Genomic DNA, 22930 nt, shown 5'->3' with positions numbered 1-22930 from the left:
TAAAAATTCCTAAAAGAGTTTTTGAAGCACTTTAAAAGGAAAGGTAAGCGTTCTCTTGATAATATTGAGCGGTGCTACAATAATATCTTTGGCAACCATGGTACTTATAGTAGGATCGCTGAGCTTCCCTGTAACTTTGAGTGTGGTTGATATACTTTTTCCATCAAAAATAATATAACCGACAAGTGGTACTTTTGAGAGATTACTTCCCAGATCTGTTTTTAAATTTAAAACCAAATTGATACTGTTCTTGTTGATATCCGCACTCCCTTTTCCGAGTATTGTCAATTCTTTGGATTCAAGATAAATATCTGAAATATCAAAGACACCTTTTTTTGCATGAAATTTTACATAGGCATTCTTTACATGTAAACCTTTTTTACTGTAACCCGGCAGTGAAAAAGTAACAAGAGAGGGTATTGTATTGACAAAAGCCAGGACATTATTGAGAAGTTTATAGTCAATCATTACAGTATCATGCATGTAAAAAACACCCTTGTAGTCTTCAAGTGTTCCATTCATAGAAAAGTCCAGACTCCCACCACTGAATTTAGACGGGGCAAAGAGTTTTTCCATGAATTTATCATTAAAGTTTTCTCCATAAAGATGAAAAGTATTGTTTTCAAGCTTAAATCCTGCGTTTCCTTTTTTGTGAATCAGTTGTGCTGTTAGGATATTATTGTAATATTGCAGATGCATTGTATCTGAAACAGCGTATCGGTTGTTGCCAAGATAAAGATAGGAATCTATCGCATCTGCGGAAAGCTTAAAGTTGCTTGTTTTTGCATTTGACTGTGTTGCTATTTGTTTTGCAAGTTTGACAATAGCATCTATATTCAGACCGGCATCATGTATTTTGATTGCAACATCTTTATCTATTTTAATGTGCATTTTCTTGTTTACGTTGAGATAAATTTTTTGTTTTTTTGTAATTTCTCCTCTTACAGTGTAGGTGCTGATTTCCTTGTTTTTGTTGACTAGTAAATGATAAGGATAGTGTAAAGTTGCGCTAAACTGAGTATAGGGGGCATCGCTTTTTTTATAAAAACTGATTTTTCCTTCATTGAGTTTATATTTTTGTAAAAAAAGTGATTTTTTTGCAAGAATCTCAAGAGCATTAAGTGTTAATTTCCATTGTTTTTCATTGGAAACAAAAGAAGCATCAAGTTCTCGTGAATCTATTGTAATATTTTCACCGTCAATATATCCGCCTAGCATTATTTTATTGTTTTTATAGAGTATGGCATCTGTTTTTGGGTTTTTCAATACAAAGTCATTTAAACTTATATGTGCTTTTTTTGAATCAAAATCATAATAAGCATAGACTTTTGTACTGATATAATCACTGATTTGTAAAAATGTATGTTTTAAATATATACTTTGTTTATCAAAATTTATATAAAAATTGCTTGCTTTGTATTGCGATCCGTTAACATTGAAAAATATATCTTCCTGTGAAGAGACAGATAAAACCTTGTCGTATTGTATGTGTAACGGTGTTACTGTTTGTGTGAGTTCTATACCGCTGTACTGTAGCTTTAAGAGATCTACATCAAGATTTGTTTTAGATGCTTTGAGGTCTATTGTTCCATTGACATATCCATTTGTCATTTTCCAGATATTAAAATACGTTGCGGGTATATTTGCCTGCAGTTTTTTCAGATCAAAATCTACTGAGAGTTTCTCTAACGTAATAATTTTGTTTTTGTATTGCCATTTTGAAGAATCTATATCTATTGTGTCCTGCTTTGGATTAATACGGTAGGCTACATGCAAAGGTCCTTTTTGTGTATCAAGAGAGAGACCCTGTGTCTCTATTTTGTGAAAGTTTAAATTTATTGTTCCTTCTGATTTCTTTGCATTAAAGCTTACATATACATTCGCCGCAGCAATCTCTTTGTATTTTGCCTGCATTTTATCTATCAGCACATCATAATTATCAAGATGTATATGTGTATTGAAAATATCTATATTCAGTCCAAGGTAGTCAAAGTTTGCTTTTTTGGTATAAAAGTCTCCTTTGGCATCTACATCAATTGTATGCAGGTTGACCTCTATCGTTAAATCTGTATTGACTGTTCCTTTTCTTTGTAAAAAAGGCAGTTTTATTTTGTAGGTGTTCAATACATGTAACATGTCTTTGTTAAGCATACCCTCAAACAGCAAATGCAGTGTTAAAAGTTCTTCTTTTTTATTGAAGTCAATTTTAAGCCAGCTTTTTCCTAAATGCATGCCATACGTCAAAGCATTTTGAGGTTTTATATATAAAACACCCTTTTTAAATTCAAGGTTTGTCTGCTTGCTTTTTACAGCCTCAAGTTTTGGATTGTATGTATAGATGAGTTTTTGTGCAACTGCCTGTATATATATGTTTTTATAAGCATTTTGCAAATTATTATAATCAATAAAACCATGAAATTTTTGAATATCAAGATATTGCATTTTAATGGCAGTATATGCCCAGTATATTACTTCTTTTGGCAAATGTGCGATTTTTACAAGGTGGGAAATATCAGTTATGTGTTTGTTGCTGACAACATTGTAGATGAGTTGTTTCGCATCTGCAATTGCATAAACAGTAAGGTTTGCATCATTATGAATATCAAGGTCAATTTTTGTGTATACTTTTTGTGCCTGTGTATCAAAAATAACACTGCCTTTTATAGAGACAGCCCTTTTTTTGTCTTGAAACTTTTTTATTGAGACTGTAAGCAGATCTGTTTTTGCATAAATCTTCGATTTAAAATCAAAATCGGGAGATTGAAAAACAAAAAAGCCCTGATCACTACTCGTGTATTTAAAAGAGCCTGTGGCATTTCCAAATACTATGTTGCTGACAACAAGAGAGCGAAACCAGTGTGTTGTTTGCGTAACAATTTTAAGATATTTACTGAATTCTTTAAAACTGACATTGTTCGCAGTTTTGTTTTTTTGTCTGTCAATTTTTAAGGTTTTAACAGAAACAGTAAGTCTGTCATCCCATTTGATATAAACATTTTTTGCATGAATATTTGATATAGAAACATTATCAAGATATAATCCATTTTGTAAAACTATAAACAAACCAACAAGAAGAAGAAACATGAAAGTAAAAAAAACAGCTATACTCGTGTATGTTTTCGCAATAATCTTCGTGATTGCATTATCTTTCATGTATTACCTTAATAAACCTATTTATACGCCCAAAGTCCTCTATATTCCTGCAGGCTCTATTAATAAAATTATAACACAATTGCAGTCTGAAAATTATGATGTCTGTAAAATCGATTCTTTTCTTTTACGGATGATTGGCTCCCCTCAAAGCGGATGGATAAATTTACAGACAAGGGCTAATACCAAAGCGGATTTTTTATATAAACTGACAAGATCCAAAGCAGCTTTGCAAAATGTTACACTTATTCCGGGAGAGACTACCTATATATTTTTAAATCAACTGGCAAGTAATTTGCATCTCAACAGACAAAAATTACAAAATGAATTCGACAAGTATGCTCCAATAAAAGAGGGCGTTTTTATTCCTGATACTTACAGACTTCCTTTGGGTATTACGGAAAAAGAGCTTATAAAAGTGTTACTAAACAGCTCACACAGAAAAATGAAAGAACTCTCTCTAAAGTTTTTCGGCAATTATAATGAAAAGAAATGGTTTCGATATGTAGCAATAGCTTCAATAATTCAAAAAGAATCAGCCAGTGTAAAAGAGATGCCTTTGGTGAGTTCTGTTATATACAACAGAATAAACAAAGGAATGAAACTGCAAATGGACGGAACGCTTAACTACGGAAAGTATTCGCACCAAAAGGTCACACCCTACCGAATTAAAAATGATACTACAACATACAATACATACAGACATGCAGGGCTCCCAACTGCTCCTGTTTGCAATGTAAGTATTGATGCCATACGGGCTGCGGTATTTCCGAAAAAAACCAAGTATCTCTATTTTATGAAATCCAAAAACGGAACACATGACTTTACATGTAACTATTCTACACATTTACGCAACATAAAGCGTGCTACAAAATGAAACAAAAAAGAAAGATAATGTGAACTTTTTCCTGTCAATGCCCTGTTTGTTTCTCTTAAGTGTTATTATTTAATTCGTAAAGTTCATAAATATATAATTTATGAATAAATATTAACTCAGAAGGACAGAACATGTCAAAAATTATTTGGTCAAAAATTGATGAAGCTCCGGCTTTAGCAACATATTCTTTATTACCAATCGTAAATGCTTTTACAAAAGAAGCAGGTGTAGAAGTTGTAACTAGTGATATTTCACTTGCAGGGAGAGTTTTAGCAGCAATGGGTCTTGCAGAAGACGAGTTGTCTAAGCTTGGTGAACTTGTGCAAAAACCGGAAGCGAACATTATTAAGCTTCCAAATATTTCTGCTTCAGTTGGTCAATTAAAAGATTGTATTGCGGAACTTCAGTCTCAAGGGTATGATATTCCGAACTACCCGGAAAATCCTGCAAATGCCCAAGAGGAAGCTATCCAGGCTAAATACAGTACTTGTCTCGGTTCTGCAGTCAATCCTGTCCTTCGTGAAGGAAACTCTGACAGACGTGCAGCACATGCAGTTAAAAAATATGCACAAAAACATCCACACAGACTGAAGCCTTTTGCTGAAAACTCAAAAGCTTATGTTGCTCACATGAACGGTGACGGTGATTTTTATGCAAATGAACAGTCAGTAACTATGGACAAAGCGCAAAAAGTGACAATTGCATTAAACGGCAAAGAGTTAAAAACTATTGATGCTCTTGAGAAAGAAATTCTTGACGGTACATTTATGTCAGTGAAAAAGTTAAGAGCATTTATCCAAAAAAGTATTGATGAGGCAAAAGAGAAAGGTGTTATATGGTCTATTCACCTCAAAGCCACAATGATGAAAATCTCTGATCCGATTATGTTTGGTCATGCATTCCAGGTTTTCTTCAAAGAAGTTTTTGACAAATACGCAGATTTATTCGCTGAATTAGGTGTTAATCCAAATCTTGGTATGAGTGATTTGGAGAAAAAAATTGCCGGTCACCCAAAAGAAGCAGAAATCAAAGCTGCTTTCCAAGCAGTAGTTGATGCTGATGCACCGAGAATTGCTATGGTTGACTCTGACAAAGGGACAACAAACTTCAATGCTTCAAATGATGTAATTATTGATGCGTCTATGCCTGTTGTTGTACGTGAAGGCGGTAAGCAGTGGGACAGAACAGGTGCGGCTGATGAGTGTGTTGCTGTTATTCCTGACAGTACCTATGCAATGTTTCACCAAGAGATGGTAGCTGACTGTGTGAAAAACGGCCAATATGATGTAACTACTATGGGTAATGTTGCAAATGTCGGACTTATGGCACAAAAAGCAGAAGAGTATGGTTCTCACCCGACAACTTTTGAGCTTGAAGAAGACGGCACAGTGACAGTAACGGCTGAAGACGGTACAGAACTTATGAAATTTGAGTGTGAAAAAGGTGATATCTGGAGAATGTCCCGTGTGAAAGATATTCCGATTCAAGACTGGGTACGCTTGGCGGTTGAACGTGCAAGAATTACAGGAAATCCTGCCGTATTCTGGTTGGATGAAGATCGTGCACATGATGCGCAGATGATTAAAAAAGTAAACAAATACTTAAATGACCATGACACGACAGGTTTGGATATTAAAATCATGGATGTTGCTTCTGCTACAAGATTCACAAACGAAAGAGTAAGAGCAGGCAAAGACACAATCTCTGTAACCGGTAATGTTCTTCGTGACCACTTGACAGATATGTACCCGATTTTAGAGCTTGGAACATCTGCAAAAATGCTTTCAATTGTTCCATTGTTAGCCGGTGGCGGTCTGTTTGAAACAGGTGCCGGCGGATCTGCTCCTAAACATGTGGATCAGTTCTTAGAGTGCGGTCACCTCAGATGGGATTCATTAGGTGAGTTTTTAGCATTGGCTGAGTCACTTAGAATGATGTACCAAAAAAGTGAAGACAGCAAAATCGGTGCATTGACAGAAGGTCTTGACAAAGCAAACGAAGGTTACCTTGACAATGATAAAGCGCCGAGCAGAAAATGCGGTGAGCCTGATAACAAAGCGTCTCATTACTGGGTAGCACGCTACTGGGCTGAGGCACTCAGTACACAGACTGCTGACACTGCTTTGGCAGAGAAGTTTACGCCGATTGCCGAAACACTTATCAAAAATGAAGAAAAAATTCTTTCCGAGCTTGCTGCTGCGGAAGGTTCTCCGAAAGATATCGGTGGGTATTTCCACCCGGATGATGCCAAAGCTGAAAAAGCAATGCGTCCGTCTGCAACATTGAATGCAATAATTGATTCAATCTAAGTTGAATTATATCGTGCGTAAGGTATACTTACGCACGATATTCCTCTTTTTTATGTAACTCTTATTTTAACAGGTGCTATATACAAAAGATGAATGCCGTTTCATCTAAACTTTCGATGTCTGAATATACTTAAATGTTATGTGTTCGCACATATTGTTTAAGTGTACTGTACTGGTCATCATACTATTTAATATTAAGGAGCATATATGAGTCAAGGAAAAAGAGTAGGGATAGTAGGTGCTGGTAATGTTGGTGCAACAGTAGCATACTCTCTGGCAATGCTTGGATCGTGTCATGAAATTATTCTTCGTGACAATAAAATAGATGTAGCAAAAGGAAAGGCTCTCGATATGTCTCAGGCAGCTTCTGCTGTAAGAAGTCATACCGTGGTTAAAGTTGCTGAAGAGATGTCGGATCTGGTTGACTGTGATGTTGTTGTTGTAACTGCCGGCAGTCCAAGACTTCCAGGTATGAGTCGTGATGACTTATTGATGATAAATGCAAAAATTACAAAAGAAGTTATAAAAGGTATTGCAAAATACTCTCCAAATGCAGTTGTTATCATGGTTTCAAATCCGCTTGATGCGATGACATATGTAGCACTTAAAGAGAGTGGATTTGACAGAAGCCGTGTTATCGGAATGGCTGGAATCCTGGACAGTTCAAGAATGGCAGCATTTATACAGGAAAAGCTTGGTTACGGCGGAGGGCAGATTCGTGCTTCGGTTATGGGCGGACACGGAGATGACATGGTGCCGCTTCCTCGCTACTCAACTGTAGCGGGTGTACCGCTTTCTGATGTGCTGACGAATGATGAAATTGCCGAAATTGTTGACAGAACCCGCCACGGCGGTGCTGAAATTGTGGGATACCTAAAAACAGGTTCAGCTTATTATGCGCCTGCAAAATCAACAGCGATTATGGTGGATGCAATTTTAAAAGATACAAAACAGATTCACCCTTGTGCGGTATGCCTTGAAGGTGAATACGGTTACAGTGATGTAGTTTCGGGGGTTCCTGTAATGCTTGGTGCAAAGGGTGCTGAAAAAATCATTGAAGTGACACTCGATGAAAAAGAAAAAGCAATGTTTGCAAAATCCTGTAAATCAGTTCAGGATTTGATAGATACATTAAAAGAAAATAATTTTTTTGAAGGGAAATAAAGAATGAAGAGCCGTATAGAAAAAGACACCATGGGTGAAATCGAAGTACCTCAAGATGCTTATTGGGGTGCGCAGACACAAAGAAGTATTCAAAACTTTAAAATCGGTGAAGAAAAAATGCCGTATGAGATTACCCGTGCATTTTCATACCTGAAAAAAGCTGTGGCACTTGTCAATAAAGACCTGGGAAAACTCGATGCAAAAAAAGCAGATGCAATTGCGCAGGCTGCTGATGACATGCTGGCAGGAAAACTTGACGGAAACTATCCGCTTGTTGTATGGCAGACCGGTTCAGGTACGCAGTCAAATATGAACAACAATGAAGTGCTTGCAAATCGTGCTACAGAAATACTTGGCGGAGATTTTAGAAAAGAGAAACTGGTACATCCGAATGATGATGTTAACAAGTCACAGTCTTCAAATGATACATATCCGACTGCTTTACATGTAGCGGCTGTTATCGCTGTTGAAGAGAATCTTCTTCCTGCTATTGCCAAACTTAAAGCTACTTTACAGGCAAAAAGTGAAGCGTTTGCCCATATAGTGAAAATAGGCCGCACACACCTGCAGGATGCTACTCCTTTGACTCTTGGACAGGAAATAAGCGGTTGGGTTGAAATGCTGAGCAAATGTGAAAAGATGGCAAAAGACTCTCTTGAAGCAGTCAGAGAGTTGGCACTTGGCGGTACCGCAGTCGGAACAGGGCTTAACGCTCATCCCGAACTTGGTGAAAGAGTTGCTAAAAAGCTCAGTGAATTGACAGGGCATGAATTTGTGACAGCACCAAACAAATTTCACGCACTCACTTCCCATGATGCACTTGTTTTTGCTCACGGTGCGCTCAAAGCACTTGCTGCTGATATGATGAAAATAGCAAATGATGTGCGATGGTTGGCATCAGGTCCCCGTTGCGGCCTTGGTGAAATTGAAATTCCTGCAAATGAGCCTGGAAGTTCTATTATGCCGGGAAAAGTAAATCCTACACAAAGTGAAGCGGTAACAATGGTTACCTGTCAGGTTATGGGAAATGATGCAACAATAGGCTTTGCAGCAAGCCAGGGAAATTTTGAATTAAATGTTTTTAAACCTGTTATAGCATATAACTTTTTACAGTCTGTGCGTCTTTTAAGTGACTCAATCATATCATTTAATGATAATGCCGCTGTGGGAATCAAACCTGTTGAGGCAAAAATAGATCATTATTTACATGATTCATTGATGCTTGTAACAGCTTTGAACCCATATATCGGATATGAAAATGCAGCTAAAATTGCAAAAACTGCGCATGCAAACAATTCAACATTGAAAGAGACAGCTGTTGAACTCGGGCTTTTGACACCTGAACAGTTTGACGAATATGTAAAACCGGAAGAGATGATTGCACCTAAGGCTTAAAAGCCAATGCAAGCGAGGAACTAAATTCCGAGTCGTATAAGGCTTAAAAACAAGCGTCTTTCAATTTTAAACAAGGAGAATAAATGAATATACATGAATATCAGGCAAAAGAAATTTTTGCTGAGTATGGTGTTCCGACACCAAAAGGTAAAATTGCAAACTCGGTGGAAGAGGCTGTAGAAAATGCAAAAGAGTTAGGTGGACCTGTCTGGGTTGTAAAAGCACAAATACATGCAGGTGGTCGTGGACTAGGCGGTGGTGTAAAACTGGCTAAAAGTCTTGATGAAGTAAAACAGTATGCCCAGGAAATTCTTGGTATGACTTTGGTGACACACCAAACAGGGCCTGAAGGAAAACTTGTACAAAAAGTATATATAGAAGACGGTGCTGACATTAAAGACGAGCTTTATCTCTCTGTAGTACTTGACCGCGCACAGGAAATGCCGATTATCATGGCTTCTACCGAAGGCGGGATGGACATAGAAACTGTAGCAGAAAAAACTCCGGAAAAAATCATTAAAGTTACTGTTGATCCTTCTATCGGATTTCAAGGGTTTCATGGTCGTGAATTGGTTTTCGGTCTTGGGATTACAGATAAAAACGAGCAGCGTAAGATGATTGATTTTGCTTCTAAACTCTATAAGCTTTATATGGACAAAGATGCAGAGATGATCGAAATCAATCCGCTTGTAAAAACCGGTTCTGGAGACTTTATTGCACTTGACGGTAAAATGGGATTTGATGATTCGGCACTTGGGCGTCATCCTGAACTTGAAGCAATGAGAGATATTTCAGAAGAAGATCCGGATGAGCGTGAAGCTGCCCAGTATGGTCTTTCTTATATTGCGCTTGACGGTGAAATCGGTTGTATGGTAAACGGTGCAGGGCTTGCTATGGGAACAATGGATACTATTAACTATATGGGCGGAACACCTGCAAACTTCCTCGATGTTGGCGGAAGTGCAAATGCAGAGACTGTTGCAAAAGGTTTTGAAATAATTTTGAAAAATCCAAATGTTAAAGCCATTTTTGTAAATATCTTTGGCGGTATAGTCAGATGTGACCGTATCGCAAACGGTATACTTGAAGCTACAAAACTTGTAGATGTTCATGTACCGGTTATTGTTCGTCTTGATGGTACAAATGCTCCAGAAGCAGCAGAGATTCTTAAAAATGCAAATATACCAAATGTAATTCCAGCGACAGACTTGGCAGACGGTGCTGCAAAAGCTGTTGCTGCAGCAAAAGGAGAGTTATAAGATATGTCAATTTTAGTAAACAAAGATACAAAAGTAATCGTTCAGGGTTTTACCGGTAAAGAGGGTACTTTTCATGCAGAACAGTGTATTGATTACGGTACAAACATTGTCGGTGGTGTGACACCAAACAAAGGTGGTGAAACACATTTGGGTAAACCGGTTTTTAATACGGTCAAAGATGCGGTTGATGCAACCGGTGCAACTGTTTCTATGGTTTTTGTTCCGCCTGCATTTGTTGCAGATGCAGTAATGGAAGCTGCCGATGCAGGAATTGAACTTGCTGTAATCATTACAGAAGGGGCTCCGGTCAAAGATATGATGTTTGCCAAGCAATATGCTACTAAACACAATATGAAAACAATAGGGCCAAACTGTCCTGGTATTATCACTGCCGAGGAGTGTAAAATCGGAATTATGCCTGGAATGATTTTCAAAAAAGGCAATGTCGGACTCATTTCCAAATCCGGAACACTTACTTACGAAGGTGCCAACCAGGTTGTAAAAGAAGGATTTGGTATTTCTACTGCTGTTGGTATCGGCGGGGATCCGATTATCGGACTTTCATACAAGCAGATTCTGCCAATGTTTGAAGCTGATCCTGAAACAGAGGCAATTGTAATGATTGGTGAAATCGGCGGAGACCTTGAGATTCAGGCAGCAAAACTGATAAAAGAGCAGATAACAAAGCCTGTTGTCGCTTTTATAGCAGGGCAAACAGCTCCTAAAGGAAAACGTATGGGTCATGCCGGTGCGATTATTTCCGGTAGTGCAGGTACTGCAAAAGAAAAAATGGAAGCTCTTGAAGCTGCCGGTGTTAAAGTTGTTGTTTCTCCAGCAGAAATCGGAAAAGCTGTTGCTGAAGTTTTAGCAAAAAAATAATTTATTTTTATACTCTTTCACAAAAACTTTCTGAAAATATTAATTTTCCAGAAAGTTTTTTTCCTCTTTTTTTATAATTTATATCTCTTTTTAATCTTTTAAAATCTCACTGCTTGTGTGTAGATACTAAACGGTATATGGTTTTTATAATTTATACTTTAATTTTATTTTTTAAAATTTCAATATAAGTGTGTAAATACTAAACGTTATATGCTCTTTTTAGCAATAAACATCAACTTTTATAATCAAGTTGATAATGATTTGCTATACTCTTAATATGCAAACTAATATATGCAAACTAATATACATAGTTAATTTGTACTTAACAACAGGAGAATAAATGGGAACTTTTAAAACTGAAAACCCAGGAAATGAACCAGTATGGGTAAACACGAACAATTGTAAAGCGTGTGACATTTGTGTGTCTGTGTGTCCTTCCGGTGTATTAGGAATGGTATATGACCCAACATCAACACTGGGTGCAATGATATCAATTGATTATCCGGAAGATTGTATCGGGTGTAATGAATGTGAACTTACATGTCCGGATTTTGCTATTTATGTAGCAGACAGAAAAGAATTGAAAGCTGCAGGAAAAAGTTTTGCAAAACTAACTGATGAAGCGAAAAAAAGACAAGCGGAAATTGTTGCAAACAATTATATGTCTGTGAAACAAAAAGGAGCTAAATAATGAGAGAAGTTATCTCGACAGGTAATGAATTAGCTGCAAAAGCTGCAGTAGAAGCAGGAGCAAGATTTTTTGGAGGATACCCTATTACTCCATCATCTGAAGTAATGCATGAATCTTCTGATTTATTGCCAAAGGTCGGTGGTGTCTGTATTCAGATGGAAGATGAAATCGGGGGTATTTCAGCTGCTATCGGTGCATCAATGACAGGTGTTAAATCTTTTACAGCTACATCTGGTCCTGGTATCTCTTTAAAAGCGGAGCAGATTGGTCTCGCTTTTATTGCTGAAATTCCATTGGTTATCATCAATGTAATGCGTGGCGGTCCTTCTACAGGTCTTCCTACTCGTGTTTCTCAGGCAGATATCGGTCAGGCACAGTATCCTACACACGGTGACTATGCGTCTATCACTCTATGTGCAGGTTCATTAACTGAATGTTATACACAAACAGTACGTGCATTTAACCTGGCTGAAAAATATATGACTCCTGTTTTTATGCTTCTTGATGAAACAATCGGGCACATGCACGGAAAAGCTGATTTACCGGATATTGAAGAAATTGACGCTGCTATTGTAGACCGCGAAAGATTTCATGGCAATCCGGAAGATTACAAGCCATATAAAGCTGAAATGAACAAACCTGCGGTACTTAACCCTATGTTTGAAGGGTATAAATACCACATCACAGGTTTGCATCACGGAGACGAAGGTTTTCCTACCGAAGATGCAGAGCAGTGTGAATTTAACATTGAGCGTTTAGTCGGTAAGATAAATACAGTACACTTGGAAAATGGCGGACTTGATGACCTTCCTGATTATGAAGAAGTTGATTTGGAAGATGCTGATGTTTGTATCATTGCCTATGGTTCAATTGCTCTTGGTGCTTATGAAGCTGTTAAAAAACTTCGCTCAGAAGGTATCAAAGCAGGACTGTTCAGACCAATTATGTTGTGGCCGTCTCCTATTAAAAGATTAGAAGAGATTGGAAAGAAATTTGAAAACAGAATTATGGTGACTGAACTCAATATGGGTCAGTACTCAAAAGAAATTGAACGCGTTATCAAACGTAATGATTTTACTACTTTACTCAAAGCAAACGGTCGTCCGATCGCACCGGCAGAAATGGTAGCAAAAGTTAAGGAGATGATTTAATGGCATTTAATTATGATAAATATTTACGTGTAAACAAGATGCCGACACTGTGGTGTTGGGGTTGTGGTGATGGTGTTATTTTAAAAGCGACTATCCGTGCAATTGAAAAAATGGGATGGGATATGAAAGATGTTTGTATCGTATCCGGAATAGGGTGTTCTGGTCGTTTTTCTTCATATATCGACTGTAATACTGTGCATACAACACACGGTAGAACTGTTGCGTATGCTACAGGAATCAAACTTGCCAAGCCGCATGCACATGTCATCGTTGTTGCAGGTGACGGTGACGGACTTGCAATCGGAGGAAACCACACTATTCACGGCTGTAGAAGAAATATTGATTTGAATTTTATTCTGATCAATAACTTTATTTATGGTCTTACAAATTCACAGACTTCCCCGACAACTCCTCGCGGTATGTGGACTGTTTCTCAAAAGAACGGTAACATTGATCCGACTTTTGATGCCTGTAAACTGGCAATCGGAGCAGGGGCGTCTTTTGTAGCGCGTGAGTCTATGACGGACCCTAAGAAACTTGAAAAAATTCTTGTAAAAGGTTTTTCTCATAAAGGTTTCTCATTTATGGATATCTTTTCCAACTGTCACATCAACCTTGGCCGTAAAAACAAAATGGTTTCTGCAATGGATAACCTGAAATGGATTGATGAAATTACACTTCCGCTGAAAAAATGGGAAGCACTCTCTGAAGAAGAACAGCTTAACATTTTTCCAACCGGTGTTTTAAGAGAAGTTGAACAAGAAGAGTATTGCGATATGTATGCTGAAATTCAAAAAGCAGCACAAGGGCAACGTCCTAAAATCACTCAAGATGATTTTGAGAAAAAAATATAAGGGGTTATAGATGAGACATACTTTAAGATTTACTGGTGTAGGCGGACAGGGTGTTCTCCTTGCCGGTGAAATTATGGCTGCCTGTAAAATTAAAAACGGTGGATATGGACTAAAAACAGCTACTTATACTTCTCAGGTTCGTGGTGGTGCAACTGTTGTTGATATTACACTTGATGATGAAGAGATTCGTTATCCGTATGCAAATGAAGGTGAAATTGATTTTATGCTTTCTGTTGCAGATGTTTCTTATCACCAGTTCAAAAATGGTGTAAGACCTGGAAACAAGATAGTTGTTGATCCAAATCTTGTACACCCGACAGAAGAAGACAGAAAACTGTGGGATATTATTGAAATTCCTATCATTACGATTGCAAAAGAAGAGGTCGGGAATGTAATTACCCAATCTGTTGTTGCTTTGGCAATTACAAACACAATGACCGGTGTACTTCCGGAAGAGTCTTTGATTGAAACAATGCTTTCAAAAGTTCCGCCAAAAGTTCATGAGGCAAACAAAAAAGCATATGCGCTTGGAAAAGCCTATGCTTTAGATGCGATGGGAACAAAATAACTTTTAACCTTTAGCATAAAAAAGCAGTTCTTTATCAGGAACTGCTTTTTTTAAAACAAGTATTTGATATTAATTAGTATCTAATATTCTATAATATCATATTTTGATGCTTTCCCAAAAAAAATCTACATGTTTTTCAAATTGTGTCGCAAGTGAATTTGTCGAACAGGCATCAAATCTCAGTAATGTAACCTGAAGCCTGATATAAAAGAGGGTGCTGATAAACTCATAAGCAATAAGCATTGGATCGCAAGAGCGAATTAAAGAGTTTTGCATCATAATGAAAAATCCTTCTGAGAGCAAGGCAATGTTTTTATCATGGTATTGGCTCATAAACTGTTCTCTGAGGCTTTTATTTTGCATAAGCTCAATCATGAGCAGCCTGAACATGTTTTCGTTTTTTTTGTCAAATGTCAGCATTTTATACTGCATGGTATATTTTTGTAAAAACGGTTTCCCCCTAAATGCCAATTCTTTCACTTCGTCTTCTGAAAACGAAAAGGGCGAAGAGAAGATATTTTTAGCAACTTCAAGAAATATCTCCTCCTTGTTCTTATAGTGATTGTATAAAGCACTCTCTCTTATTCCAACTTCAGCAGCAATTTTACGCACACTGGCTCCTTTGTATCCGTAGTGTGAAAAGAGGGCGGTTGCGGCTGTAAGTATTTTCTCTTTTGTTGTGTTTTTTTTCTTTATATCCCTGTTTTCAGGCATTTAAAGCTCCTTTTCTTTTAAAAGTGAACAATCGTTCTTGTGTATGCAATTATATATGAACAGTTGTTAATATCTTCTTAAATACAAGTGAACAATTGTTCTTATTGCTCCATATTAGTATGAACAGATGTTCATGCTCTAGCCTTTGTTTAGAATTTTTATGTATAATTCCATCAGGCATAAGAGATAGTAACTTGAACCTGTATTCAAGAGGAAAGTCCGAGCTGCTGTAAGACAGTGTTCCATTTAACTAATGGCCGTAGCAATACGAGGGAAAGTGCAACAGAAAACAAACTTCTGCCTTTTGGTAGTAAAGGTGAAAAGGTGGTGTAAGAGACCACCAGTCTTTATAGCGATATAGAGAGCTTGTAAACCCAACATGGCAGCAAGAAACAAATGGTTAGCGTCTTACAATGCTATTGTTTCGCTAGAGGCACAACGCAAGATGTGCAGTAGATTAATGCTATCACTACAAAACTCGGCTTATCTTATGCCTGAAAACCACTCTCAAGAGAGCAGATGATTTTTCAAGAGAATTTACATTATGTTAACCAATATACATATTGTTTAATATGAACTATTTCAAAGACTCTATAGAGAATAAACACTCGAATAAACTCCAGGAACAGATACACAATGGAAAGAAAAGAACAACTTATCAAAGATATACAAAACCTTCTCAACAGCTATGATGGCATACGCCCTACTTCTATTAATCCTGATTTATTACAATTTATGGATGAAAAAACTCTTATAGATACAATTGATGCTTTGTTGACACAAAAAGAAAAAAACAGTGTTTCTGATACAGAGTGGCTTGAGCAATTTAAGACAAATTCTTGAATTTGTTGATAAATGTTAGCGTTATTAACTATTTGTAGTGTATAATATAACAAATTAAAATATAGGAAAAAACAATGGGTAATTTAGATTTAATTCAATTAACAGAACAGACAAAAAAACTTACAGCTATGGTTGTAGAAGATGAAAAAGTAACGAACGAACTTTTGAGTTCTACGTTTAAAAACTTTTTTGCAAAAGTGGAATCATGTTTCGACGGTGATACGGCATTAAAAGTATATGAGCAGATGAAGCCGGATGTAGTTTTTGTCGACATTATTATGGAAGGAATGGACGGGATAGAACTTTCTCGTAAAATTCGTGAAATTAATCCAAGTCAAATCATTATAGTGATCTCTGCAAGTAACGATATGGAAAAAATTTCTGCATCAATTGAAGTGGGTGTAAACAGTTTTATTCAAAAGCCTATTGACACGAAAAAAATTATAGAGCTTTTAGGTAATGTTGTTTCTATGGTGGCTAAAAAGAAAAAAGTAGAGACAAAAACATTTTCAATCTCTCTTCCTTTGGATTTATACGAAACTGTAAACGAGAATGCAAAAGCAGAAAGTATTTCTAAAAATGCCGTCATTATCAGAGCACTTCGTAGCTTTTATGAATAATTAACGAAATATATAGATTTTATCTTTTTTTAAGGATATTGTCTATATAATTTCGGCTCAACAAAAGTTGAGCATGTTGGCCCCGTCGTCTAGCGGTTAGGATCCATGGTTTTCATCCATGTTACAGGAGTTCGATTCTCCTCGGGGTCACCAACTTTTCTTCCTTTTTCCCAATCATAAAATATCATCTATACAACTGTCAAATACAATAATACACTCGCCTATTCAAAAATCATTCGGAACCCGTACTTTCAATGCTAAAGAAAGAGTGCGGGCTTTGTGCCTTTAACTAAGGCCAGGAGGTTGTGAAAAAATATCAAATCGCCAATTTTTGTTTTACAAGCTCATTGACAATTTTAGGATTTGCTTTACCCCCTGTCTTTTTCAATACCTGTCCTACAAAGAAACCAAACAGCTTGTTATTCCCTGCTTTGTATTTTGCCACATTATCAGGATTGTTTGCAATAACTTCATCAATAACAGGTAAAATTTGAGCCGGATCACTGATCTGCACCAGCCCTTTTGCTTGAACTATCTGCGTCGGGTTTTCTCCACTCTTTGACATATCCTCAAACACCTGTTTGGCAATTTTACTTGAGATAATATCTTCTTCAATCATTTTTGCCAGTTGTGCTATATGCACGGGGCCGAATTTCAGCGTCTCTGCATCTGTGTTTTTAAGCACTCTGGCTACTTCATTGACTACAATATTTGAGAGTGTGACAGGCGCGTTACATGTACAGAGTGCCTCTTCAAAAAAGTCACAGAGAAAGGCATCACGGGCCAGCGTATTTGCAACCTCATTGTTGAGTTTCAGCGTATCTGTATATTTTTCAAATACTTTTTTCTGCTCCTCTGTCATAGGTGTTACTTCACCGTCTATTTGTACCTGTTTGGCTTTTTGTTGTGTTGCCTGCTGTTTTGGTTTTTCTTTTTTCGTCCAGGAGTCTTTCAGTCCGACAATTTTGTTAAATACAGGGTGCGCATCGCTGTAATCAACCGGATCAGCATAAAAATAGCCTTGTCTCTCAAACTGAAACCTCTCATCCGGTTTTTCAAGTATCACAGCAGGTTCAATCAGCGCATTTTTAATGATTTGCAAAGAGTTTGGATTTAAGTCTTCAATCCCCTCCGGTGCTTCAGTTTTAAACAGTCTGTCGTACAGACGGATCTCTATTTTTTTTGCCTCTGCTGCGCTCACCCATTGAATGGCACTTTTTACTTTGATGCCGCTTGTATCTTTCGTACCGCTTTTTGAATCAGGATAATACTCTGCTTTTATTTCTGTAATATTTCCATCGGCATCTTTAATGATCTCTTTACATGTAATGATATAGCCGTGTCTTAGTCTCACAGGCTGCTCAGGAGTAAGACGGAAGTAGCCTTTTGGAGGATTCTCTTCAAAGTCTGCCCGTTCGATATAAAGTTCTTTTGAAAAAGGAATCTTTCTTGAACCCTCTTTTGGAACATCATGCGGATAGTACGGTGCCTCAATCTCCTCAGAACCTTCATAGTTTTCAATTGTGACCTTCAAAGGGTCCATCACGCACATGACACGGGGAACTTTTGTGTTTAAATCATCGCGTATAGAAAATTCAAGCTGTGCAACATCAACCACAGAGTTTGCTTTTGCTATACCGATTTGCTCACAAAAATTTAAAATGGACTCCGGTGTGTATCCTCTCCTTCTGTACCCTGCAATTGTAGGCAGACGAGGATCGTCCCATCCGCTTACATAGCCTCCCTCAACCAGTTCCAAAAGTTTTCTTTTGCTCATAACCGTATAGTTGATATTGAGTCTTGCAAATTCATACTGATAGGGACGGGGCGGTTTCAATTCAAGCGTATCGAGTACCCAGTCGTAAATATCACGATTGTTTTCAAACTCCAAGGTACAAATTGAGTGTGTGACTCCCTCTATATAATCAGACAAACAGTGTGCAAAATCATACATCGGGTAGATTGACCATGTATCCCCTGCTCTAAAGTGATGTGCATGTCTTATACGGTATAAAAGCGGGTCTCTCATTTTCATATTGGCTGCACCCATATCTATCTTAGCCCGTAAAACATGCTCACCGTCTTTAAATTCGCCCTTTTTCATTCTTTGGAAAAGATCGAGATTTTCTTCAACACTTCTGCTTGCATATTTACTGCGCTTTCCGGGCTGTGTAACAGTGCCGCGGTATTGGCGTATTTCATCTTCGCTCAGACTGTCGACATAGGCTTTGCCCATTTTAATAAGCTGCACCGCATAATCATATATCTGAGAAAAATAATCAGAGGTAAAATAAAGATTCTCACCCCAGTCAAATCCAAGCCATCTGACGGCATCTTCAAGAGCTTCTACATACTTTGTATCTTCTTTTGTCGGATTGGTGTCATCCATTCGCAGGTTGCAGTGACCGTTATAATCACGGGCAATACCAAAATTTATAGATATGGACTTGGCATGTCCGATATGCGGAAAACCGTTGGGCTCGGGCGGAAACCTTGTTACTATCTCTTTGTATTTTCCTGATTTTAAATCATTTTCAACTATTGTACGTAAAAAATCTTTTTTTTTATTGTTCATTGTTTTTAAACCTTTTATTATCAGCCATTGAGTCTTTTTAGTCTTTTAAAAATACAAAGCCCGCACGCGAAAGTACGGGTCTTGAGAAACTGCTTCACTTAATGGCATTGAAGGAGTACATTTTAACAAATCATAGCTTATAATTAATCAAAAGTTTGTTAGAATTACAAAAAATTTATCTAGGAATGTTAATGCTAAGATTTGCGTCCAGCCCTATTGGAGACATGCATATAAATGATTTAAGAATTGCACTCTTAAACTACATTGTATCAAAACAAAAAAATGAAGATTTCATTGTAAGAATAGAAGATATAGACAAAGAAAAAGTTATGCAGAATAAAGACCAGGAAACCCTGGATATTTTAGGGCTTTTTGGAATTGAATATTCTCACGTGGTGTATCAAAGCCAAAACCTTCGTTTTCATTCGGCTATGGCTCTGCAACTTTTGCATGAGAAAAAAGCTTTTTCCTGTTTTTGTTCCGATGAATGGTTGCAAAAAAAGCGCAGTGAAGCAGAAAAAGCGCAAAAAGAGTACCATTATGATGATGCATGCAGAAATCTTCCTGCCGAACTTGTCATTGACAATACAGCCCCTTTTACTGTAAGAATAGTACGTCCTGATACACCAGTCATTGTAAAAGACCGGCTTAAAGGTGCAATCAGTTTTGAACCTGATGCTGTTGACAGTTTTGTGATCATGAATCACGATAAAACGCCTGCCTATGATTTTGCCTGTGCGGTAGATGATATGCTGAGTGATGTTTCAATGATTATTTGCGATGAAAAATATCTTAACAATACACCAAAACAGGTACATGTAAGAAACCAGCTCCAATATAACAAAGAGATTGAATATGCCCACCTGCACGGTATACAGAACAGTGTCAGTGTAAAACAGCTTTTGGAAGAAGGATATTTGCCCGAAGCTATTTCAAATTATTTAATATCAATCGGCAGCAATCCTCCAAAAGAGATTTTTACACTCAAAGAAGCGACAGAATGGTTTGACCTGGACAAACTTGCAGATAATCCTGTTCGTTTTGATCAGGATAGGCTGAAACAGATCAACAAAGAGCATTTAAAAAACCTGGATGCAACAGAGTTGTCTCGTTATGTAGGATTTGCCGACCCGGAAATCGGAGAACTTACACGTATTTATCTTGAAGAAGCGGGGACTACAAAAGAGTTGAAAGAAAAAATTGCTTCTATTTTTGCAAAAAGAGTTACTGCCCACGAATCTGCAGAAGAAATGAAGTCAATGGCAAAAGCGATAAAAAATGCGCCCTACTTTGAAGAGTATAATGATTTTAAAAACTATATCATGGATAAAACAGGGCTTAAAGATGAAAACTTTTTACAACCGTTGCGTATACTTCTTACAAATGCCGAACATGGGCCTGCTATAGAAAAAGTATATAAATATCTGAAAAACTATCTGAAGGAGATTATCAAATGAGTGCATTAGTTGAAATTATACAGGGGATCGGCGGAATTTTTATAGGACTTGTAAATGTCTATATCTGGGTGATTATTATTGCAGCGCTGCTGAGTTTTGTGAATCCCGATCCATATAACCCTGTTGTGCAGTTTCTTCACAGAGTAACAAATCCGGCATACGCGTTTGTAAGAAGATTTATGCGAACAGATTTAAATGGTCTGGATTTCGCACCGCTTATCATTATTATAGCACTGCAGGTTCTTATTGTAATTTTACAGTCCATACTTTATTAAAGGTGTCCTCTTCAACGTTTAAAAGTCAGAATTGTACTGTTTTGTCCTAATTGGATTTTTAAATGCAAAGTCTCTTTGTTCTGCTTTGCAAATCCGACAAGGTAGTACTTGTTCCATTTTGCATGAAATGATGTAAGTGCTGTAAATTCATTTTGGACAGGTAATGATTCTACAAGGATTGCAGGTTTTTCGTTGAGATAAAATTCTACTTTGCTCTTTTTGTTTTTTTTATAAAGATAGAGATAGAAATATTCATAATCTTTGTAAATTTTCGGATCTGTTTTGTTTAAATACACAGCAGTTACAATTGCGACCACGTCAGCTTTTGTATTGACAACTTTGCTGCTTTGCAGATTGTCTTCGGCCAACTCTTGAGAATTTTTTAAATGAAATCTTTCAAATGCATTTTTTTGCGCGCACCCCAAAAAAGTTATCAGTAATAAGAGTATTGGTAGTGAAAATTTCATTTTTTGGCCCTATTCTTTTTTGGAATTATATCTTATTAAACTCTTCTTTTGTATAATGGCCTAAAATTTTTAAAGAAAAGTCACAAGGACTTATATATTGAAAAAAAGATTAGCAGTTGCATTTACCGGACCCTCTAACAGCGGTAAAACAACATTGATACTCAAAGTTGCCAGAAAACTCATACATGAACATCATTTGGAAGTAGCTATCATAAAGCATGACCCAAAAGACAAGGCTAGATTTGATGTTGTCGGCAAAGACAGTTACAAATTCAGTGATACCGGGGCAGAAGTCATTGTGACTTCTCCAAACAGAACAACCTACTTTTCACACCGTCATGCCGATTTGGATGAAATGATACGCATGTTTCGTGATTTTGATATTTTACTCGTTGAAGGGCTGAAAAATCTGCCTCTGCCAAGAATAAGCATATTTAGAAACAGTATAGATGAAGACTACTTTCCTTATATGAATGCGCTTGCTGTTGATGAAAGTATAGATATTGAAAAATACACTTTGCCAAAAGATGTTGATGTTTTAGATTTAAATGACACAGATGAAGTGATAACATGGATACAAAAAAATGCAAAAAAAGTTTAAAAAGGAAAAAAAATGAGAGATATATTTGATGCAATTCAAAAAAGTGCCAAAAGAATTAAAGAAGCAATTGATACAAAAGACATAGGATACTCACAGCTCGAAAACAGTTCTGGCGAAACACAGCTTGAACTTGACATAAAATGTGACATGATTATTGAAGAAGAATTTTCCAAAGTTACTTCTATCCATACGGTTGCCAGTGAAGAAAAAGAGCATGAAGAGGTTTTACATGAAAACGGCAAATATTTTATTGCCTACGACCCGCTTGACGGTTCATCATTAATAGATGTAAATTTGAGCGTAGGATCGATTTTTGGCATTTATGAGGGTGCGTTTGGAACACAAAAAATGGTTGCTGCCTGCTATGTTGTTTATGGTCCGCGCGTTGAAATGGTCTTTTCACAAAACAAAACAAAGCTTTATCTGCTGCAGGCCGGTGAATTTGAGTTTGTCAAAGAGATACGACTCAACGAAAAAGGCAAACTGATGGCTCCGGGAGGAACGCAGCAAAACTGGAAAAAATACCACAAAGCCATGATAGACGGTTTTTTTGCAGAGGGATACCGTCTGCGATACTCCGGCGGTATGGTACCTGACCTGCATCAGATTCTGCTCAAAGGCGGCGGACTTTTCAGCTATCCTGCTACAAGTGATAAACCAGAAGGAAAACTTCGCCGTTTGTTTGAAGTGTTTCCTTTTGCTTTTGTGTTTAAAACTTCAGGAGGAGAGGCCGTTGACGGAAAAGATGAAATTTTAACTCTTGGTCATGCACATATTCATGACACTTCACCATGTTTTTTTGGTTCAAAATATGAAATAGACCGAGTGAAAGAAGTATATGCAAGAAACGCATAAAAAGCCTAAAGACAAATTTGAACTGCATCTTGATGAAATGATACAAAAAGTTCAGGAGTGTCAAGAGCAAAAAAATCATAAAAGCTGCAGTGTGTGTGAACACTATTTTGGCTGCGAGCTGCGAAATGAATATATAAAAGCCGTTTATAACAGCATGTCAAAAGGCGAAACAGGCGGTTTTGAATTTTAATACTATTGGCAATAGTAAACATTTTAGATAAAATAC

21 protein-coding genes, 1 tRNA gene and 1 other RNA gene are annotated in these 22930 nt (G+C 37.2%); 19 read left to right on the top strand and 4 right to left on the bottom strand.

Features of this window, described 5'->3' with window-relative positions:
* Window positions 1-9: 9 nt before the first annotated feature.
* Window positions 10-3153 (bottom strand): YhdP family protein, encoded by a 3144-nt coding sequence (locus MLC52_RS06495; RefSeq protein WP_434579683.1) that lies wholly within the window; start codon window positions 3151-3153, stop codon window positions 10-12.
* On the opposite strand from MLC52_RS06495, the gene mltG reads away from it, so the two are divergent.
* From mltG to MLC52_RS06445, 10 genes are all read left to right on the top strand, one after another.
* Complete coding sequence (gene mltG, locus MLC52_RS06490; protein WP_434579681.1) at window positions 3083-4027, top strand: endolytic transglycosylase MltG; 945 nt, start codon at window positions 3083-3085, stop codon at window positions 4025-4027. The two genes, MLC52_RS06495 and mltG, sit on opposite strands and share 71 nt — an antisense overlap.
* A 131-nt stretch (window positions 4028-4158) precedes the next feature.
* On the top strand, window positions 4159-6336 hold the full coding sequence (locus tag MLC52_RS06485; RefSeq protein WP_434579680.1) for an NADP-dependent isocitrate dehydrogenase: 2178 nt from the start codon (window positions 4159-4161) through the stop codon (window positions 6334-6336).
* 207 nt (window positions 6337-6543) lie between these two features.
* Window positions 6544-7500, top strand: a complete 957-nt coding sequence (gene mdh, locus MLC52_RS06480) for a malate dehydrogenase (RefSeq protein WP_151900268.1) — start codon at window positions 6544-6546, stop codon at window positions 7498-7500.
* Window positions 7501-7503: 3 nt separating this feature from the next.
* Window positions 7504-8895 (top strand): class II fumarate hydratase, encoded by a 1392-nt coding sequence (fumC, locus tag MLC52_RS06475; protein ID WP_151900269.1) that lies wholly within the window; start codon window positions 7504-7506, stop codon window positions 8893-8895.
* An 83-nt stretch (window positions 8896-8978) separates the two neighbouring features.
* Complete coding sequence (sucC, locus tag MLC52_RS06470; RefSeq protein ID WP_151900270.1) at window positions 8979-10154, top strand: ADP-forming succinate--CoA ligase subunit beta; 1176 nt, start codon at window positions 8979-8981, stop codon at window positions 10152-10154.
* Window positions 10155-10157: 3 nt separating this feature from the next.
* On the top strand, window positions 10158-11033 hold the full coding sequence (gene sucD / locus MLC52_RS06465; protein WP_151900271.1) for a succinate--CoA ligase subunit alpha: 876 nt from the start codon (window positions 10158-10160) through the stop codon (window positions 11031-11033).
* 340 nt (window positions 11034-11373) lie between these two features.
* Window positions 11374-11724: a 4Fe-4S binding protein gene (locus tag MLC52_RS06460; RefSeq protein WP_151900272.1), complete on the top strand. Its 351-nt coding sequence runs from the start codon at window positions 11374-11376 to the stop codon at window positions 11722-11724.
* On the top strand, window positions 11721-12875 hold the full coding sequence (locus MLC52_RS06455) for a 2-oxoglutarate synthase subunit alpha (RefSeq protein WP_151900273.1): 1155 nt from the start codon (window positions 11721-11723) through the stop codon (window positions 12873-12875). The genes MLC52_RS06460 and MLC52_RS06455 overlap by 4 nt, the downstream gene beginning before the upstream one ends.
* Window positions 12875-13729: a 2-oxoglutarate ferredoxin oxidoreductase subunit beta gene (locus MLC52_RS06450; RefSeq protein ID WP_151900274.1), complete on the top strand. Its 855-nt coding sequence runs from the start codon at window positions 12875-12877 to the stop codon at window positions 13727-13729. Before MLC52_RS06455 ends, MLC52_RS06450 begins: the two co-directional genes overlap by 1 nt.
* 10 nt (window positions 13730-13739) lie before the next feature.
* Entirely contained in the window at window positions 13740-14297 is a 558-nt protein-coding gene (locus tag MLC52_RS06445) for a 2-oxoacid:acceptor oxidoreductase family protein (RefSeq protein WP_151900275.1), read from the top strand.
* A 96-nt stretch (window positions 14298-14393) separates the two neighbouring features.
* Here the strand turns inward: MLC52_RS06445 and MLC52_RS06440 are convergent, their stop codons facing one another.
* Window positions 14394-15011 (bottom strand): TetR/AcrR family transcriptional regulator, encoded by a 618-nt coding sequence (locus MLC52_RS06440; protein WP_151900276.1) that lies wholly within the window; start codon window positions 15009-15011, stop codon window positions 14394-14396.
* Between the two features lie 174 nt (window positions 15012-15185).
* On the opposite strand from MLC52_RS06440, the gene rnpB reads away from it, so the two are divergent.
* The 4 genes from rnpB (at window position 15186) to MLC52_RS06420 (ending at window position 16627) form a co-directional block, all read left to right on the top strand.
* Window positions 15186-15512: RNase P RNA component class A (gene rnpB / locus MLC52_RS06435), an RNA gene on the top strand.
* A gap of 135 nt (window positions 15513-15647) precedes the next feature.
* Window positions 15648-15854, top strand: a complete 207-nt coding sequence (locus MLC52_RS06430; protein ID WP_151900277.1) for a hypothetical protein — start codon at window positions 15648-15650, stop codon at window positions 15852-15854.
* 74 nt (window positions 15855-15928) lie between these two features.
* Window positions 15929-16474, top strand: a complete 546-nt coding sequence (locus tag MLC52_RS06425) for a response regulator (protein ID WP_151900278.1) — start codon at window positions 15929-15931, stop codon at window positions 16472-16474.
* A 78-nt stretch (window positions 16475-16552) separates the two neighbouring features.
* A tRNA-Glu gene (locus tag MLC52_RS06420) sits at window positions 16553-16627 on the top strand.
* A gap of 163 nt (window positions 16628-16790) precedes the next feature.
* On the opposite strand, the gene MLC52_RS06415 is transcribed toward MLC52_RS06420, so the two are convergent.
* Entirely contained in the window at window positions 16791-19049 is a 2259-nt protein-coding gene (locus MLC52_RS06415; RefSeq protein WP_434579676.1) for a glutamine--tRNA ligase/YqeY domain fusion protein, read from the bottom strand.
* A 191-nt stretch (window positions 19050-19240) separates the two neighbouring features.
* On the opposite strand from MLC52_RS06415, the gene gltX reads away from it, so the two are divergent.
* Window positions 19241-20506, top strand: coding sequence for a glutamate--tRNA ligase (gene gltX / locus MLC52_RS06410; RefSeq protein WP_434579674.1), 1266 nt, complete (start codon window positions 19241-19243; stop codon window positions 20504-20506).
* Window positions 20503-20781, top strand: a complete 279-nt coding sequence (locus MLC52_RS06405; protein ID WP_151900281.1) for a YggT family protein — start codon at window positions 20503-20505, stop codon at window positions 20779-20781. The genes gltX and MLC52_RS06405 overlap by 4 nt, the downstream gene beginning before the upstream one ends.
* Before the next feature lie 11 nt (window positions 20782-20792).
* Here MLC52_RS06405 and MLC52_RS06400 read toward each other — a convergent pair whose 3' ends face one another.
* On the bottom strand, window positions 20793-21248 hold the full coding sequence (locus tag MLC52_RS06400; protein WP_434579672.1) for a hypothetical protein: 456 nt from the start codon (window positions 21246-21248) through the stop codon (window positions 20793-20795).
* 97 nt (window positions 21249-21345) lie between these two features.
* Here MLC52_RS06400 and mobB point away from each other — a divergent pair, with 97 nt between their 5' ends.
* Genes mobB through MLC52_RS06385 form a run of 3 tightly spaced genes read left to right on the top strand, consistent with a single transcriptional unit; the run spans window position 21346 to window position 22894 of the window.
* Window positions 21346-21849, top strand: coding sequence for a molybdopterin-guanine dinucleotide biosynthesis protein B (gene mobB, locus MLC52_RS06395; RefSeq protein ID WP_151900283.1), 504 nt, complete (start codon window positions 21346-21348; stop codon window positions 21847-21849).
* A 12-nt stretch (window positions 21850-21861) separates the two neighbouring features.
* Window positions 21862-22704, top strand: coding sequence for a class 1 fructose-bisphosphatase (locus MLC52_RS06390; protein ID WP_346388782.1), 843 nt, complete (start codon window positions 21862-21864; stop codon window positions 22702-22704).
* Window positions 22688-22894, top strand: a complete 207-nt coding sequence (locus tag MLC52_RS06385) for a hypothetical protein (protein ID WP_151900285.1) — start codon at window positions 22688-22690, stop codon at window positions 22892-22894. Before MLC52_RS06390 ends, MLC52_RS06385 begins: the two co-directional genes overlap by 17 nt.
* Window positions 22895-22930 lie beyond the last annotated feature (36 nt).

The sequence above is a fragment of the Sulfurimonas sp. NW15 genome, from assembly GCF_051132285.1.
Classification (GTDB): domain Bacteria; phylum Campylobacterota; class Campylobacteria; order Campylobacterales; family Sulfurimonadaceae; genus Sulfurimonas; species Sulfurimonas hydrogeniphila.
The sequence above is the reverse complement of the archived record's forward strand: the minus strand, read 5'-3'. Positions and strand labels throughout refer to the sequence as shown.

Bases quoted from the DNA above. Each gene is read 5' to 3' on its own strand.
- mltG (WP_434579681.1), top strand. From the start codon at position 3,083: ATGAAAGTAAAAAAAACAGCTATACTCGTGTATGTTTTCGCAATAATC.
- MLC52_RS06495 (WP_434579683.1), bottom strand. From the start codon at position 3,153: ATGAAAGATAATGCAATCACGAAGATTATTGCGAAAACATACACGAGT.
- MLC52_RS06485 (WP_434579680.1), top strand. From the start codon at position 4,159: ATGTCAAAAATTATTTGGTCAAAAATTGATGAAGCTCCGGCTTTAGCA.
- mdh (WP_151900268.1), top strand. From the start codon at position 6,544: ATGAGTCAAGGAAAAAGAGTAGGGATAGTAGGTGCTGGTAATGTTGGT.
- fumC (WP_151900269.1), top strand. From the start codon at position 7,504: ATGAAGAGCCGTATAGAAAAAGACACCATGGGTGAAATCGAAGTACCT.
- sucC (WP_151900270.1), top strand. From the start codon at position 8,979: ATGAATATACATGAATATCAGGCAAAAGAAATTTTTGCTGAGTATGGT.
- sucD (WP_151900271.1), top strand. From the start codon at position 10,158: ATGTCAATTTTAGTAAACAAAGATACAAAAGTAATCGTTCAGGGTTTT.
- MLC52_RS06460 (WP_151900272.1), top strand. From the start codon at position 11,374: ATGGGAACTTTTAAAACTGAAAACCCAGGAAATGAACCAGTATGGGTA.
- MLC52_RS06450 (WP_151900274.1), top strand. From the start codon at position 12,875: ATGGCATTTAATTATGATAAATATTTACGTGTAAACAAGATGCCGACA.
- MLC52_RS06445 (WP_151900275.1), top strand. From the start codon at position 13,740: ATGAGACATACTTTAAGATTTACTGGTGTAGGCGGACAGGGTGTTCTC.
- MLC52_RS06440 (WP_151900276.1), bottom strand. From the start codon at position 15,011: ATGCCTGAAAACAGGGATATAAAGAAAAAAAACACAACAAAAGAGAAA.
- MLC52_RS06430 (WP_151900277.1), top strand. From the start codon at position 15,648: ATGGAAAGAAAAGAACAACTTATCAAAGATATACAAAACCTTCTCAAC.
- MLC52_RS06425 (WP_151900278.1), top strand. From the start codon at position 15,929: ATGGGTAATTTAGATTTAATTCAATTAACAGAACAGACAAAAAAACTT.
- MLC52_RS06415 (WP_434579676.1), bottom strand. From the start codon at position 19,049: ATGAACAATAAAAAAAAAGATTTTTTACGTACAATAGTTGAAAATGAT.
- gltX (WP_434579674.1), top strand. From the start codon at position 19,241: ATGCTAAGATTTGCGTCCAGCCCTATTGGAGACATGCATATAAATGAT.
- MLC52_RS06405 (WP_151900281.1), top strand. From the start codon at position 20,503: ATGAGTGCATTAGTTGAAATTATACAGGGGATCGGCGGAATTTTTATA.
- MLC52_RS06400 (WP_434579672.1), bottom strand. From the start codon at position 21,248: ATGAAATTTTCACTACCAATACTCTTATTACTGATAACTTTTTTGGGG.
- MLC52_RS06390 (WP_346388782.1), top strand. From the start codon at position 21,862: ATGAGAGATATATTTGATGCAATTCAAAAAAGTGCCAAAAGAATTAAA.
- MLC52_RS06385 (WP_151900285.1), top strand. From the start codon at position 22,688: ATGCAAGAAACGCATAAAAAGCCTAAAGACAAATTTGAACTGCATCTT.